The 16013-nt window shown below is 41.5% G+C and carries 11 protein-coding genes; 8 read left to right on the top strand and 3 right to left on the bottom strand.

Going from position 1 to position 16013, the window contains the following annotated elements; all coding sequences use genetic code 11:
- The first annotated feature begins 178 nt into the window (after nucleotides 1-178).
- Both MHI23_RS14885 and MHI23_RS14880 read left to right on the top strand, forming a co-directional pair.
- Nucleotides 179-1507: a Na+/H+ antiporter family protein gene (locus MHI23_RS14885; protein WP_041107647.1), complete on the top strand. Its 1329-nt coding sequence runs from the start codon at nucleotides 179-181 to the stop codon at nucleotides 1505-1507.
- A gap of 158 nt (nucleotides 1508-1665) precedes the next feature.
- Nucleotides 1666-2442: a sporulation protein gene (locus MHI23_RS14880; RefSeq protein WP_041107645.1), complete on the top strand. Its 777-nt coding sequence runs from the start codon at nucleotides 1666-1668 to the stop codon at nucleotides 2440-2442.
- Between the two features lie 39 nt (nucleotides 2443-2481).
- On the opposite strand, the gene MHI23_RS14875 is transcribed toward MHI23_RS14880, so the two are convergent.
- The 3 genes from MHI23_RS14875 to MHI23_RS14865 all read right to left on the bottom strand — a co-directional run bounded on the left by MHI23_RS14875 (nucleotide 2482) and on the right by MHI23_RS14865 (nucleotide 5671).
- Nucleotides 2482-3078 (bottom strand): biotin transporter BioY, encoded by a 597-nt coding sequence (locus tag MHI23_RS14875; RefSeq protein ID WP_034282595.1) that lies wholly within the window; start codon nucleotides 3076-3078, stop codon nucleotides 2482-2484.
- 116 nt (nucleotides 3079-3194) lie between these two features.
- A complete protein-coding gene (ald, locus tag MHI23_RS14870; protein ID WP_076839928.1) occupies nucleotides 3195-4331 on the bottom strand; it encodes an alanine dehydrogenase in 1137 nt (378 codons plus the stop codon).
- A gap of 110 nt (nucleotides 4332-4441) precedes the next feature.
- Nucleotides 4442-5671, bottom strand: a complete 1230-nt coding sequence (locus MHI23_RS14865) for a PucR family transcriptional regulator (protein WP_024423341.1) — start codon at nucleotides 5669-5671, stop codon at nucleotides 4442-4444.
- A gap of 406 nt (nucleotides 5672-6077) precedes the next feature.
- Here MHI23_RS14865 and MHI23_RS14860 point away from each other — a divergent pair, with 406 nt between their 5' ends.
- From MHI23_RS14860 to essA, 6 genes are all read left to right on the top strand, one after another.
- Nucleotides 6078-6371 carry a WXG100 family type VII secretion target gene (locus tag MHI23_RS14860; protein ID WP_003213769.1) on the top strand — a complete coding sequence of 98 codons (294 nt, stop codon included), beginning with the start codon at nucleotides 6078-6080 and terminating at the stop codon, nucleotides 6369-6371.
- A gap of 95 nt (nucleotides 6372-6466) precedes the next feature.
- Nucleotides 6467-6706, top strand: coding sequence for an EsaB/YukD family protein (locus tag MHI23_RS14855; RefSeq protein WP_003213579.1), 240 nt, complete (start codon nucleotides 6467-6469; stop codon nucleotides 6704-6706).
- Nucleotides 6707-6720: 14 nt separating this feature from the next.
- Entirely contained in the window at nucleotides 6721-8034 is a 1314-nt protein-coding gene (gene essB, locus MHI23_RS14850; RefSeq protein ID WP_034622144.1) for a type VII secretion protein EssB, read from the top strand.
- Between the two features lie 51 nt (nucleotides 8035-8085).
- Nucleotides 8086-12561, top strand: a complete 4476-nt coding sequence (gene essC / locus MHI23_RS14845) for a type VII secretion protein EssC (protein ID WP_342492048.1) — start codon at nucleotides 8086-8088, stop codon at nucleotides 12559-12561.
- Complete coding sequence (gene esaA / locus MHI23_RS14840; protein ID WP_342492047.1) at nucleotides 12558-15467, top strand: type VII secretion protein EsaA; 2910 nt, start codon at nucleotides 12558-12560, stop codon at nucleotides 15465-15467. Before essC ends, esaA begins: the two co-directional genes overlap by 4 nt.
- Nucleotides 15457-15942: a type VII secretion protein EssA gene (gene essA / locus MHI23_RS14835; RefSeq protein ID WP_342492046.1), complete on the top strand. Its 486-nt coding sequence runs from the start codon at nucleotides 15457-15459 to the stop codon at nucleotides 15940-15942. The genes esaA and essA overlap by 11 nt, the downstream gene beginning before the upstream one ends.
- Nucleotides 15943-16013: the final 71 nt, after the last annotated feature.

Below are 16013 nucleotides of genomic sequence, written 5' to 3'. Positions count from 1 at the left end.
AGCACGCAGGACTGACAAAGAATGCGAGGGTTTGTCTACACGCTGGGCTCTGCCAAGTGACAGAGCTTTTTTATGTAGGACATACGCCATTTGACGAAGTTTTTTTTCTATGGTAACATACGTTGGTACTTTAATTATCTACTACATTAGTAAACTAAAGGATTTCGGGGGTTTCACCATGAATGCAGTTGTTTTAGCGGTTGTTTTAATGTTGATATTAAGCTTGCTGCGGGTCAATGTCGTGATTGCGCTGGCAATAGGCGCTTTAGCTGGCGGACTTGCAGGTGGATTAGGCTTGGGAGGAACAGTGGACGCCTTTACGGACGGACTCGGAGGAAATGCAACAGTGGCGATTAGTTATGCGTTATTAGGGGCATTTGCTGCGGCACTGACGAAAACAGGTCTTCCAGATGCCATGGTTGAAGGAGCAGTGAAGCTTTTAGGAAAAGAAGGCGATTCAAGACGGAAAACACTATCAAAAGTGCTCATCGTTCTTGTCATTTTGATCGTATCTTGTTTTTCACAGAACGTCGTTCCTGTTCATATTGCCTTTATCCCAGTCCTCATTCCGCCGTTATTAAAGGTGTTTAACGAGCTTCAAATTGACCGCAGACTGCTAGCGTGTGTCATGACCTTCGGACTCACTGCACCATATATATTACTTCCAGTCGGTTTTGGACAGATTTTCCACGGAATGCTTCGTGACAATATGAAGGAAGCGGGTCTGACCGTAGACCTTGCAGATATTCCGTATGCGATGCTGATTCCTGTTGCGGGTATGGTTCTTGGATTGATCGTTTCCATTTTTGTGTATCGAAAGCCGAAAGTATATGAGGATCGTGAAATTACAGATGTAGAAAAATCGGCTTATACGAAAAAAAGCTTATTCTTTGCCGGTCTTGCTATTCTCGTTTCGTTGATTGTCCAGCTTTATTTATCGCAAAGCCTTGGTGTGGAAGGAATGATCTTCGGTGCACTCTCAGGACTGCTTGTCTTGTTTGTGACTGGAATGATGAAACGCGATGAAGCAGATGAACTGATTACATCTGGAATGAATATGATGGCATTTATCGGTTTTGTCATGCTTGTTGCCGCTGGATTTGCCAATGTTTTAACAAAAACAGGAGACATTGAAGCTCTTGTCAAAGCATCTTCCCAATATATTGGCAACAGCCACAGCCTTGCAGCGATTTTAATGCTGCTCGTTGGCCTGGTTGTGACAATGGGGATCGGATCATCATTTGCAACGATTCCAATTATTACAACCATTTTTGTTCCACTTTGCTTACACTTAGGTTTTAGTCCAATGGCTACCATTGCCATTATTGGCTCTGCTGCGGCTGTTGGAGATGCAGGTTCACCTGCAAGTGACAGTACGCTTGGACCAACATCTGGATTGAATATGGATGGACAGCATCACCACATTTGGGGAACTTGTGTCCCGACTTTTATCTATTATAATATTCCGCTTGTTCTGTTCGGCTGGCTGGCGGCCATTATTCTGTAAGATGAAAAGCTTGTAGAGAAAACGATGATGTTTTTTCTATAAGCTTTTTGTTGTTCGCAGATGAAAAAATAATTAGGACAAAAGTATGAATTAAATGAATCTTTCTTCCTCTATCTTACGTATATATGCTGATAAAAATGAAAAGGGGAAGATGGGACATGTCATTTTTTAAAAAGCTAGCGGCAAGTGCAGGAATTGGTGCGGCAAAGGTAGATACTATTTTAGAGAAAAACGCTTATTATCCAGGACAAGAAGTAACGGGAACTGTCCATGTAAAGGGCGGTAAAGTCGCTCAGGAAATACGCTATATCAATGTCAAGATTGAAACACAGTATGTGATTGTGAAAGATGATGAAGAGCGTAGAAAATATGCGAACATCTATACTTTACGGGTAACGGATTCTTTTACCATCCAGCCTGGAGAAAAGCATGAATTTCCGTTTTCATTTATTCTTCCTATTGATACCCCGATGACGATTGGAAAAGTAGAAATTGCAGTAGAGACAGACCTTGATATCCAAGGCGGAATCGATAAATCTGACTATGACCGCATTTTCGTTGAAGCTCATCCTTGGGTGAAAAATGTGCTGGAAGCCACTAGAAATCTAGGCTTCCACCTGAACGAAGCAGACTGTGAACAGGCACCTTACTTCCAGCGGCGCCTGCCATTCGTCCAAGAATTCGAGTTCATACCGACATCAGACTACTATCGCTATATGCTTGATGAGTTAGAGCTGATTTTTCTGATAGATGAAGGCGGATTAGACATTGTTTTCGAAGTCGACCGTAGAGCAAGAGGCCTGAGAGGCTGGCTTGAGGAGATGTATAATGATGGAGAACAGCTTGTACGCTACCGCTTCAGTCCATCAGATCTTGAAGATATAGAAGTGCTTGAAGGAATGCTAGAAGAAATCATAGACCAATATGCTGAGTAATGATGAAAAAAGAGCCTGAATGAAGACAGGCTCTTTTTTCTATGATACAGCTTCTTGTTTTCGAAAGGATGTGGCTTTGGAAACAGAGCGATAAATTTTAGGTGCCAGCATCGCAAGTAATATGGTCAATGCATAGTCTTTTACCATAAACCAGATCATAAAGAACCACGTGGTTTGATAGGAAATCGGTGCATTGAGCCATACATTTAATGCGAGGTATGTATAGGTGGTTCCGATCACATACATCACGGTCGTACCAGCAATGGCTGCAAGCAAAAAGCGGCCAAAGCCAGGATTTTTTCTTTTCTCTAGAATGAATCCAGCAAGCCAGGCAGCAGGGATGTACGATAATACAAAGCCACCGCTTTTGCCTAAAATGACCCCAAAGCCCGCAGAGAACTGGGCGAATACAGGTGCACCAGCAATTCCAACCAAGGCATAGACAATCATAGCTAATGCGCCAAGCCGTCTGCCGAGTAAGAGACCAGCAAGCACACAAAAAAACGGCTGCATCGTAAGTGGAATTCCGCCGACCTGTAAAAATGGCACAATGGATGTGATATTGGCTCCGATAGCCATGAGTGCAGCAAACATTCCCACTAGCACAAAGTCAGCAGTTCTTGTCTTCTTTTGCATGATGTTTCCCCCTGTCTTATCTGTACAAATAGATTAAGGGGAAGAAGGATATTTGTCAACTTATTTTTATTTTAGGTTAACAATAAAACCCGCCCATCAATAGGGCGGGTAGCTGATTAAGCTTCGGTTATAAAAGTGGCATCGATGGCTTTGCTGACAGGTACGTAATCATAGCCGAGATCACGAGCGACCGCTTCGTACGTGATATGTCCGTTCATCACATTGACACCTTCTGCGATGGCATTGTTTTCTCTAATAGCTTTTGCAGCGCCTTTATTCGCAATTTGCAGCGCATATGGAACAGTGACGTTCGTTAACGCAACAGTTGATGTCCGCGGAACGGCGCCTGGCATGTTGGCGACAGCATAATGTAATATGCCGTGTTTTTCATAAGTAGGCTGATCATGGGTTGTGATATGATCAATGGTTTCGACAATGCCGCCTTGATCAATCGCTACATCCACAATGACAGAACCAGGCTTCATTTGTTTGACCATTTCTTCTGTCACAAGCGTCGGTGCTTTGGCACCAGGAATCAGCACCGCACAAATAAGAAGGTCTGCCTCACTGACTGAATCTGCAATGTTGACAGGATTGGACATTAACGTTTTCATTTGATGGCCAAATTGGTCGTCCAGCTGACGCAGCCGTTCTGCGTTTACATCAATCAGGGTGACATCTGCGCCAAGTCCGATCGCCATTTTCGCTGCGTTTGTTCCAACAACACCGCCGCCAATAATGGTGACCTTTCCTCTTGATACCCCTGGTACACCTGCAAGTAAAATACCCTTTCCGCCTTTTGGTTTTTCTAAAAATTGTGCCCCAATTTGAGCAGCCATTCTGCCTGCTACTTCAGACATTGGTGTGAGAAGAGGGAGTGTTTTTCCGTCCGTTACTGTTTCGTAAGCAATGGCTGTAACGCCTTTTTGTTTTAATGCTTCAGCCAAGGAGGGCTCTGCGGCTAGATGCAGGTACGTAAATAAGATGAGTCCTTCTCTGAAATAAGGATATTCCTCAGGTAATGGTTCTTTTACTTTCATGATCATATCAGAAGATGCCCATACATCTTTCGCCTGATCAAGAATCTCTGCACCAACAGATACATAATCGTCATCAGTGAATCCGCTTCCAAAACCAGCGTTTGTTTCAATTAAAATCTGATGTCCAGCTGAAAGCAATTGAGAAGCTGCTCCTGGTGTTAAAGCCACTCGGTTTTCATTGTTCTTAATTTCTTTCGGAATGCCGATGATCATGTTTATTCCTCCTATGCTTATCTATTGATATTGTATGTCTAGTGTATCCGGAAAGTTTAGAAAATTCTTCGGTTGAAATAAAAAATAAAAAAACGCCTCTTTGTGAAATTTCACAAATGGACGTTTTTTAGCTTCATATCAAGGTAGATGGTCATTTTCTCATTCATGTTTTTTAAATCAATTTCTGCGATGTCTGTAATCCGTTTTAATCGATAATTTAAGGTATTGATGTGGATGTTTAATTGCTTTGCGGCAATATTGGCATTGCTGTCACAGTCAATAAACCGCTCAAGGGTTTCGACAAGGTTGGAATGATGCCTCAGGTCGTAATCCTCCAGCTTCGATAAAGAGTAACTGGAGTAAGAAGAGCCCTTTCGCTTCTCAGCAAGCACATCAAGATATTGATAAATGCCTAGTTCGGAAAAGCTGTTTAAACGTTCTGTTTCAACTGGAAAGCGTTCTTTCGTCTTTAATACAGCCAGTGCTTCTTTATAGGAAGGCTGAATTTGAGAGATGTTATCGTAAATTCCTCCAATTGCTGCCTGAACATGCTGAATATGATACCGGTCCGCAAGCTGCTGCAGCATGCCGCTTGTGAATTGCTTAATATCTTGAAGCGGATGTTCTGTTTTTGGTGAGACAAGAATAATGAATTCGTGAAAATCAACAGTCGTTAACAGTACCTGTACTTGCTGTGTTGTTTCAAGCAGATAGGACAGCTTTTTTTCTGTCTCCTCTGTGAGTTCGTCACGAAGACGGAAGATGATGATGGCATATGTGTCTGGACATCTGATGCCAAGCCTTAAAAATAGGTCAAGCATCTCATCCTTTTCATGAATATGACCTGTGAGCATCTTCCAGAAAAGCTCCTGATTACGTTCTTCTGTTTTCGTTTTTCGAATTTGTAAATTGAGTAATTTGTTTTTCACGGCATGTGCTGCCATTTTGAGAAGGTCCATTTCTTCTTCTGAAAAAGGCTGTGCGGATTCAATCGCCCAAATAAATCCGAGCACTTCTTTGTCCTTCCAGATCGAAATGGCGACCCTGCTAGATAAACCCACTTCTGCAATTTGAGGGACACGAAGCGGTTCGTCTGTTTTAAGGAGTGTAGGAATGATGCCGTCCTTCCAAAGCCGATTAATGACTTTTTCCGGTACCCGGCGGGAGATAATGGTTGAAGTTCTGGCGGGATCAGTAAAATCATTGTGTGTGCTATATGCCAATAATCGATGATGAGTATCTTCTATAGTAATAGGGCAATTGAGCACATCACTAATTTGGTCTGCCACATCCTCTAAACGATCAAGACTATACTTAAACGGATCTGTCTTTTTTGTCATAAAAAACCCCTGCTTTTTCGAATATTTCACGTACTTACATTATGAAGAGAATGAGGTACGTAAATCAACAAAAAACTGCCATAAACTTAAAAAAACAAAAAATGTGAGAAGCAAGCAAATGGATGGTGAAGCACGATGAAAAAGAAATAGTACAATAATAACGTAGTAAAAAATCAATAGGCGGAAAGATCCACCGAAGCAGGTGGATACTTATTATGAATATATGACCAAAAAACTGTTAAATACTAGATAAAAAGCGAAAAAACAGTAATTCTATAGACTCATTTTGTAAAATAAAAACAGATTTGTTTGACTGTGTATCATTTCTGTTTTTATAATAATAACGTCAAAAAATAAGTGGATTAGCCCATTATATGGCGGCTATGCACGGGAGGTAATGAGGAATATGTCAGGAATTATTCGCGTAACCCCAGAAGAACTAAGAGCGACCGCTAAGCAATATGGTGTTGAAAGTCAAGAAGTGTTAAACCAAGTTGATCGTCTAAATAGAATGATCTCTGATTTAAAAGGAATGTGGGAAGGTGCTTCTAGTGAAGCATTTGCTGATCAATACGAACAGCTTAAGCCTTCATTTATCAAAATGTCTGATCTATTAACAGATGTCAGCAATCAGCTTGATCAAACGGCAAATACACTTGAAAGCACTGACCAAGACATCGCAAGCCAAATCCGCGGCTAATCAAAGGGATTTCCTTTCTAAGTGTGAAAAGCAGAAACAGCGCCGAGTCTGTCAATGGATGCCGGCGCTCTTTCTATTTTGTGAGGTGGAAATTTGTGTATATCGATATTACCATCGACTTAAAAAATTATGATGGCAGTGTGTTTGATTTGAGACTATCAAATTATTTACATATTAAACAAGTCATCCATATCGCCTGGCAGGCAAAACAAATCTCACTTCCAAAGCGAGAAGGCGGATGGGTGCGGGTAGTCAATAAGAAAGCTGTGTTTTCAGGCGAATATAAGCTGTCAGACTGTGGAATTACTACAGGAGACAGGCTGGAAATACTATGAAAGGACTTTTGTAAATGGCAGATAAAAAGAGTTCCTATTTAGAAGAACAATTAGAAGCAGTCATGAAAAAAGAGGGAGGCACCTATACCTTTATTTTTCAAAAAGAGACGATTAAACTCTTAGACGGTTTAGAAGCGGCACCGATCAAAGACATCAATCCTTCATTTCAGAAAGAGATCCAATTAACTGAAGATGAGGTCATCATTTCTATACAACCGCCTCCTGCCTATCAGGAATTTCGTTTCATCCATGCAAAGGATGAAAAAAGCAAATGGATTTTTTCATACCAGCTTGTCGATGCAGTTCTTAAACACGACGTGAAGCGGCTGCATCCTATTGTTTCTCCTGAAAACATTGTTTTTCATCAAGGCTTAGCTCCTGCATTTTTGCATTATGGAGTCAAAGAAAGCATCCCACCATATGAAACCGATGAGCATCGCCTGTTAAAAGAGGTCAAGGCTGTCGTTCTTCGAGTGGTTGACCATGAATATCAATTTCAAGAATATGTGGCTTACAATGAAACGTTGAAATTATCGGAGCTGGCAAAAGAAATTAGTGAAACGAAGTCGCTGGAAGAATTGTCAGCTTTGATTGAGCAAAAGATCAAAGCAATCGATGCGAAAGAAAAAACGCTCTTAACCATTCCTAAAAAGAAATGGAAGATCGAGCGATACATCGGATTAGGTCTGCTTGTCCTGTTAATCCCTGCATTGGTGTACACCATTTACACCTTCTTTTTTGCCATGCCAAAACAAGAAGCGTACGTCGAGGCAAACAAATATTATCTCAACAAACAGTACAGTCAAGTGGTGGATACGTTAGAGAAATATCCAGCCAATAAAATGCCAGTCTCTCTACAATATGAACTGGCCATTTCGTATGTACAAACGAACCAAGGCAGTTTGTTGCTTGATCAGCATAAAAAAGAAATCACAGAAACGTACACATTGCAGACAGATCCGCAATACTTCCTATTCTGGATTCATATTGGACAAGGCAATAGCAAGGAAGCACTTGATATTGCACGGGTGCTTGGAGACGACAGGTACATATTTACGGCACTCGTCGCCTATCGCAATGAAATTCAAAACGATGACAGCCTTTCTGCTGAAGAAAAACAAAAACAGCTAGATCCGATCATTAAGGAAATGGCGAAATATGAAGAAAAAGAAACAACCGAGACAAGCACAGGTGACTCCTCAGACGCAAGCCAAACAGATGAAACAGCTGAACAAAAAGAGCAGTCAAAAGCCGATCAAGAGAAAAAAGAGAAAGAATCTGAAGCGAAAAAGAAAACCTCTCAGACAAAAAAAGATGAGAAAAAATAATTCTTTCGATACAACTGACAGTTGGTGCTGTCCCATGAGGAGGTGGAGCGTTTGAGTCTTCTTTGGGTTTTTTATGAGGAGGATTATCAAACTGTCCGTTTAGATGAGCAGTTCAATCGAGAAGCTCTGATTGGACCTGAAATAGAGCATACAGTGACAATCCCTTCACTTTCGTTTGATGAAGGGGTCATTCGTTTATCTCCTGATGAACCGAATGATGGTTTTACTATTTATCAGGGAGATGAGAAGAAAGGCAAATTACTTCCACATGAACCATATCAGCTTGGTTCACTCACACTTATTTTAATGGATGCACATCATGATCAACATATTTATTACCTAGGAAATAGAGTGGAGCTGTCTTTTTCACGTGAAGAGAAAGATGAGATTGATGTGTGGAAAGAACAAGCTCATTCCATGTTTCAAGATGCCAGCCAGTTCACTTTAGAGAAAATCGAAGGAACATGGTATGTCATGCCTCAGGACGAGATGATTTACGTGAACGGAAAGAAAATCCACGGTCCAGAGAAGATTTATGCAGGAGATGAGCTGTTCTGGAACTTTCTGACGGTGACATTTAAAGATGATGATTTATTACAGGTGACAGCTTACGAACCCTTTCATACACGTTTGGAAAAAACAAGACCGCCAAGTACAGAAACAAAACAAAAATACCCTTCATACAGACGTACACCGCGTTTGATTTATGATTTGCCAGATGACCGGGTATCCTTTAGCTTTCCTTCGCAGGAGAGTGAAAATAACAGCAGAGGGCTTTGGCTTGTTGTCCTTCCGCCGCTTGTGATGCTCCTTGTAATGGGGATTGTTGCCCTTATCCAGCCGCGTGGAATCTTTATTATCGTGTCAATGGCGATGTTTATCATGACGTTAATTACATCGTCCGTTCAATACTTTAAGGAAAAATCACAGCGCAAAAGACGAGAAGAGAAGCGGCAGCGTGTCTATTCTCTTTATTTAGAAAATAAACGGAAAGAGCTGCAGGAGCTGTATGACCGCCAGCAATATATTTTGACGTATCATTATCCGTCATTTGAAAAAATGAAGTATTTAACTTCAGAAATTAGCGGACGCATTTGGGAAAAGACGCTTGTGAGTGACGACTTCTTGCACCTGCGTCTTGGAACAGGCGCAGTCCCATCAAGCTATGAATTATCGATGAGCGGCGGCGATATGGCCAACCGGGATGTTGATGACTTAATGGAACAAACGCAGCACATGCAAAAAGTATATCGTGAAGTGAAGAATGTCCCGATTACATTTGGTCTTGCGGATGGTCCAACAGGATTAATAGGGAAGCCTGCGATTGTGAAAAATGAGCTTCATCAGCTAGTTGGACAGCTTGCTTTCTCGCACAGCTATCACGATTTGAGATTTGTCTTTATCTTTCATGAGCAGGAGTATGAGAATTGGGAATGGATGAAATGGCTTCCGCACTTCCAGCTGCCTCATACATATGGCAAAGGGTTTATTTACAACGAACAAACACGCGATCAGCTGTTGTCCTCTATTTATGAAATTTTACGCGAGCGTGATTTAGAAGAAGAAAAAGAGAAGAAAATCTTTACGCCTCATTTTGTGTTCATCGTGACAAATCATGAGCTCATTGCCGAGCATGTGATTTTAGAATACCTAGAAGGCAGCCGGACAGATCTTGGTATCTCCATCATCTTTGCAGCAGAAACAAAGGAAAGCTTAGCTGAAAATATTTCGACGCTTGTCCGTTATATTAACGAAGAAGAAGGAGATATTCTCATTCAGCACAAGAAGGCGGTACGAATTCCATTTCAGCTTGATACACATCAGCGCGGGGACAATGAACTGTTTGCCAGAACACTGAGAACATTAGATCATCAAGTAGGTATGACCAATTCGATTCCTGAGACGGTCTCATTCCTTGATCTTTTCCATGCCAAACAGGTAGATGACATTGGCATTCGTGAAAAATGGCTGACTTCAGAAACGGCCAAATCATTATCAGTGCCAATTGGTTATAAAGGGAAAAACGACATTGTCGATCTGAACCTGCATGAAAAAGCGCACGGCCCGCACGGACTGTTGGCGGGAACAACGGGATCAGGGAAAAGTGAATTTTTACAGACGTATATTTTATCGCTCGCTGTACATTTTCACCCGCATGAAGTTGCTTTTCTGTTGATTGACTATAAAGGCGGCGGAATGGCGCAGCCGTTTCGAAATATTCCTCATTTACTTGGAACGATCACCAATATTGAAGGCAGCAAGAACTTTAGTGAAAGAGCGCTTGCCTCAATTAAAAGTGAATTGAAGAAAAGACAGCGGCTGTTTGATCAGTATCATGTGAATCACATCAATGATTATACGAAGCTTTACAAGGAGAAAAAGGCTGAGCAGGCAATGCCTCACTTGTTCTTAATCTCTGATGAGTTTGCTGAATTAAAAAGTGAAGAGCCAGACTTTATTAGGGAGCTTGTCAGCGCTGCACGTATTGGCCGAAGCCTTGGGGTCCATCTCATTTTGGCTACTCAAAAGCCAGGCGGGGTCATTGATGATCAGATTTGGAGTAACTCCCGTTTTAAGGTCGCACTAAAAGTACAAGATGCGTCAGACAGTAAGGAAATTTTGAAAAATAGTGATGCAGCGTCCATTACCGTCACAGGCCGCGGTTATTTACAAGTGGGCAACAATGAAATTTATGAATTGTTCCAATCGGCTTGGAGCGGTGCACCATATATGGAAGATGGCTACGGCTCAGAAGATGACATTGCCATTGTGACAGATACTGGTCTTATTCCGTTATCAGGAGTAAGCACAGAGCCAGCAGTGAAAAAAGAGACAGTGACGGAGATTTCCGCTGTTGTGGATGAAATTGAACGTATGCAGCAAGAGCTTGGAATCGAGAAGCTGCCAAGTCCATGGCTTCCACCGCTTGAGGAACGTATTCCAAAAACACGTTATGCGTCGAGTGAAGAGCATGTCTTCCATTTTGCGCTTGTCGATGAACCAGATCAGCAAAGCCAGCATCCACTTTCTTATCAAATGATGGAAGATGGGAACATTGGCATCTTCGGTTCCTCCGGCTACGGCAAATCACTTGCTGCCACAACACTGCTGATGAGCTTTGCGGAGAGGTATTCACCTGAAGAATGGCACGCATATATTTATGATTTCGGAAACGGAACATTGCTTCCGTTAGCTAAACTGCCGCATACGGCGGATTATTTCTTAATGGATCAGATGAGAAAGATTCAAAAATCAATGAAGCGTCTGCGGGAAGAGGTTGAATATCGCAAGCGCTTATTCAGACAGCAAGAAATGAGTCATATCAAAATGTACAACGCCTTAAATGAGAAAAAGCTTCCATTCATTTTTATCGTGATTGACAACTTTGACATTGTCAAAGACGAAATGCATGAGCTCGAATCTGAATTTATTCAGCTGAGCCGTGACGGACAATCACTAGGTATATACTTCTTGATTACAGCAACCCGGGTAAATGCAGTGCGTCAATCGCTGATGAACAATCTGAAAACGAAGATTGTCCATTACTTAATGGATCAAGGAGAGGCGTACTCGATTATTGGCAGACCGAAATTCAGCTTAGAGCCGATCCCAGGACGAGTTATTATCAACAAAGAAGAGCTTTATTTTGCGCAAATGTTTCTGCCAGTTGAAGGAGAGAACGATCTCGAATTGTTTGAGCATTTGAAACAAGAGATACAGCTTCTTCATGACCGCTTTGAAGCATCCGTAAAACCAAAGCCTGTGCCAATGCTTCCTGATAAGCTGACAGTTTGGGAGCTTGAGAGTCGTTTAGATGAACAAAAACTGCCTTATGACATTCCAGTCGGATTAGATGAGGAATCTGTGGCACCTGTTTATTTTGACTTGAAAAAGAATAAACATTGCCTCATTATCGGTCAAACGCAGCGCGGGAAAACAAATGTGACAAAACTGATGCTCGATCAGCTTTTAGTGGCAAAGCCTGAAAAGCTGGCTGTCTTTGATTCAATTGATCGAGGTTTATCCCATTATGCAAAAGAAGAGAACATTGATTACCTTGAAACAAAAGATGATATCACCGAATGGGCAGAAGAAATGGACCGCATATTTAAGGTGCGGGAAGAAATGTATGTCGAAGCTGTGCGCCAAGGGGAGACCGATCAGTTGTCTTTTCCTCAAATTGTGCTTGTGATTGATGGCATTACGCGTTTTCAGCAGACGATCGATCCGCGTCTTCAAGATCAATTGGCTGATTTCATGAAGTCATATGCACACTTAGGCTTCAGCCTGATTGCATCAGGGAATCATACCGAGTTCAGTAAGGGCTATGATGCACTCACAAACGAAATCAAACAAGTTCGTCATGCTATGTTACTCATGAAAAAATCAGAGCAAAACATCATACCGCTTCCGTATGCAAGACAAGAACCAGAGATTCAGCCAGGCTTCGGGTATTTGGTTGAAAACGGAAAAGAGAAGAAAATCCAGGTTCCTTTATGTGCGGTAGAAAGGAAGAGTGTTCAATGACAGAGCAGCAAAAAAGCTCCATCAAAATCGTATCCACCATGATATTGATTCTTGTGCTGCCGGTTTTATTTTTCCACCTGATTGGAGATGACCCGGCAAAACAGAAGAAGAATGCCACACGAAATATTGCAGTGGTCAATGAGGATATGGGAGCGAGCGAAAGTGAAAACACGGCTCGTTTCGGACAGGATGTTGTGGCAGCATTGTCAGAACGTCCTGATTATACATGGACTGTAGTGAATCGCAGTGCGGCGGAAAATGGACTGAAAAACAGAAAATATGACGCTGTCCTTTATATTCCGTCTGATTTCTCTAAAAATGTGCTGAGCTATGATAAAGACCATCCTGAAAAGGCGTCCATTCAATTTTCGATTCAAGACCAGCTCAATGCAGTCAATAAAGAGAAAGTGCAGAGAGAGCTGGAAAATGCACAAAAGAAAATGAATGAACAGATGTCGACGTTATACTGGAGTTTTGTATCACAGGAAATTGGCAATGTGAGAGAAGAATTTGAGCATATTGTCGGCAAAGAAGTCGAATTCCAAAACACGATGTACAACTTCTATAAACCGAACTCAAACAAACTATCAGATGCCGTCCAGCAGCAGAAGAAACAAATAGAAGAATTAAAAAATGCGATGGCCGATTCACAGAAACAATATAAAGACGGCTTGAGTACAACAGAAGAAGCAAAGAACCAATTAAAGGACTTTGTGAAAGCAGTCGATCAATACCAGCAGTATCAAGACAAACAAAAGGATCTCTTGATCAAAGCGCAATCAGCAAGCCAAAAGCAAATCCAGCAAGGGCTCAAACAACTCGCTGACATTCAAAACCAAAATGCCCGCAGCTTTAGTGATCAAATGGGCGGACTCAAAACAGACATCAACGGAGTACAAAGTCAGCTGAAAACAACGGACAGCGCCATCCAATCTGTTCAAAAGTCGAGAGAAGAGGCTATTCCTAAGCAATCAACGGGATTAACGGAACTTGTGAAGACGTCTCAGGAAGAACTGATTAGTAATTATGAAGCTCAATATCTTGCATATATAGGGGATAAAATTACTCCGTTGCAAGAGCAATTGAAAGCTTCAAGAAAGGCATTACGTGAAGCAGAGAAACCGAAAGAGGATCCGAATGAGGATTCGAATAATCAAGGTGAAGACCAAAAAGACTCGACAGACGATTTGAAAATCGATCTTGAAGAAGAGACGAAGAAAATAACTGAAATTTCAACAGAAATAAATCAAGTGGCAGATGAGTTGTCAGGAAATGAAGAAACGACACCTACTCCAGAAAATGGTGGAGAAAATCCAGAACAAACTGGGGAAACTAAATCAACGTCAGTTCAATCAAAAGAGCAACTAAAAGCACTATCCCTAAGATTAGAAGAAGTGAGAAAGAATATTGAGGAGAAAACTACAGCTCATAATGATCAATTACAAGGGAAAGTCGATCATTTGAGTGAAGAATTAAAATCTTTAACAGAAAAAATAGGCAAACTAGAAGAAAAAATAAAAAGAATAGAAACTAGCAACAATAAAAACATACGTGATATAAAGAATTCCATTATCAAACAAGAATCTGCTATTACAAGAAAATTAGAACGAATAGAAACAACTCAATCTCCATTAAATAAATATACATCGGAAATGGATAAACTTGGGGATTTTAATACAAAATCAGAAAATGCATCAGAATTATTAAAGTATTCAAATGAATTAGCACAATATGAAGCTTTACTTAACAGCTTCTACCAAAAGAAGGATCCTTCTTCTTTGATCGATACCAAACCAGATGAAATCCAATCCATCCTCTCCATCAAAAAAGAAGAAACAGAAAACTGGGATAAGCTCAAAAACCAGATGCTGACATCAAACGATGATGTGTCTACTTTTATTGATGAGATGCAGAAGTTTTCAGATGGCTATGCGGAGTACATCACGACTCAGCAGGCAAGCATGGAACAGGAATTACAGACAATTGCTGAAAGTGCGGACAATGTAGCTGAGCAAATGGCTGATCAAGGAGATGCGGTATATACAGCAGACCTTGCAGGCAGTTCAATTGTTGTCAGTGCACAGGATTCAATTGGTCAGGAAGTGCTTCGTCTTTCTGAAAATATGAGTTCGTTAACCGACCGCCAAAAAGGGGTGGCGGATTATACGAATAACATTGAAGAGAGTGTCACAACAGTTCAAGAAAAAGCAGATACGCTGAATGAAAACTGGAGCAAGAATGTCGACTCTTCAAAGCTTGTTCAGCAAGATTTAAAGGGTATTTTAGGAAATACATTAAGTGATCAAGGCAACAGCAACTATGTATATAACCATTTAGCCAATCCGCTGAAAATCAGCGGCGATGTGCCGGAAGAAAAAACGCAGACCGTACCGCCGGTCGTCATTTTGGTCATTGTGATGATCAGCAGTTTGTTAATTGGCTTTTTCAGCTCGTATTATGCGTCAGCTCCGATGCTGGTCAAAGGTGCACTGTTTGGCATCTTGAATCTATTAGTCGGACTCATGATCAGCTTATTTGGACTGAACATTTACAAACTTGCAGATGATCAAGCCATTCAATGGTCGATCTTCACCATTTTGTTATTAGTGGCGTGCTCTGCCTTTATTCGCACGGCCTTCCTATTCGGTTCTATTGCCGGATGGATGGCAGCAACAGCGCTGATTTTCTTCTTTGTCGCACCGTTAATTGATTTGGTGATGCCGAATTTCCACTTTACCAATCCAGTGACAGACGTGTACCTGTCGATTCAATATGGAAATGGAGACACCTTTGGAATGGGCGTCACAGGGTTAGTGATTTTAACTGTTCTTTTCATGGTCGTACCGCTTGTGAAAAAGCTATGGAAAGATAAAACAGAGGAACGTGATGTGACTCATGAAGCTTAATCTATTCGTGAAAGGGACGGCACTCGTTGCCGTTTCCCTTTTTCTCCTCATCCCTGCTGCTTTCGCTGCTGGTGAAGATACGGATACGAATGTCAAGCCGAATGAATATCAGGAAAAGGAACTCAATATTAACTCGAGTATATTGAGGGATCAAACGAAATACGAACAAGGCAAAACGACATCAAAAATCAAAACAGACATTCATTTTGCTAAACCGCCTAAAGCCCCGGGGGGATCTCTTTCTCCCCAGCTATTTAGTGATCTAAAGGAGAACCCGCCCAAAACACCAGCTCGTATGATGAAAGAGATGAATATCTCTTTTAGTGATTCGGCTGTATCAGCACCTTCTGAGGATGAACATGAGAAGCAGACATCGGCACTGCTTCCGATGATCTTTGGTTTCTTGATAGCCCTTGGTCTCGTTGTGATGATCATCCTGATTCCAAAGGTGAATGTGAAGGCTGAAAAGAAATAGTCTGTCTCTTTTAAAAGAGGCAGGCTTTTCTTTATGCAGATTGCTTGCTGTCATACCGTTTCACTACGTAA

It is taken from the genome of Bacillus sp. FSL M7-0003, assembly GCF_038628485.1.
GTDB lineage: Bacteria > Bacillota > Bacilli > Bacillales > Bacillaceae > Bacillus > Bacillus safensis.
This window is presented reverse-complemented; position numbering and strand designations above follow the sequence as displayed.

Bases quoted from the DNA above. Each gene is read 5' to 3' on its own strand.
- essA (WP_342492046.1), top strand. From the start codon at position 15,457: ATGAAGCTTAATCTATTCGTGAAAGGGACGGCACTCGTTGCCGTTTCC.
- MHI23_RS14880 (WP_041107645.1), top strand. From the start codon at position 1,666: ATGTCATTTTTTAAAAAGCTAGCGGCAAGTGCAGGAATTGGTGCGGCA.
- essB (WP_034622144.1), top strand. From the start codon at position 6,721: ATGGCAGATAAAAAGAGTTCCTATTTAGAAGAACAATTAGAAGCAGTC.
- ald (WP_076839928.1), bottom strand. From the start codon at position 4,331: ATGATCATCGGCATTCCGAAAGAAATTAAGAACAATGAAAACCGAGTG.
- MHI23_RS14885 (WP_041107647.1), top strand. From the start codon at position 179: ATGAATGCAGTTGTTTTAGCGGTTGTTTTAATGTTGATATTAAGCTTG.
- esaA (WP_342492047.1), top strand. From the start codon at position 12,558: ATGACAGAGCAGCAAAAAAGCTCCATCAAAATCGTATCCACCATGATA.
- MHI23_RS14860 (WP_003213769.1), top strand. From the start codon at position 6,078: ATGTCAGGAATTATTCGCGTAACCCCAGAAGAACTAAGAGCGACCGCT.
- MHI23_RS14875 (WP_034282595.1), bottom strand. From the start codon at position 3,078: ATGCAAAAGAAGACAAGAACTGCTGACTTTGTGCTAGTGGGAATGTTT.
- MHI23_RS14865 (WP_024423341.1), bottom strand. From the start codon at position 5,671: ATGACAAAAAAGACAGATCCGTTTAAGTATAGTCTTGATCGTTTAGAG.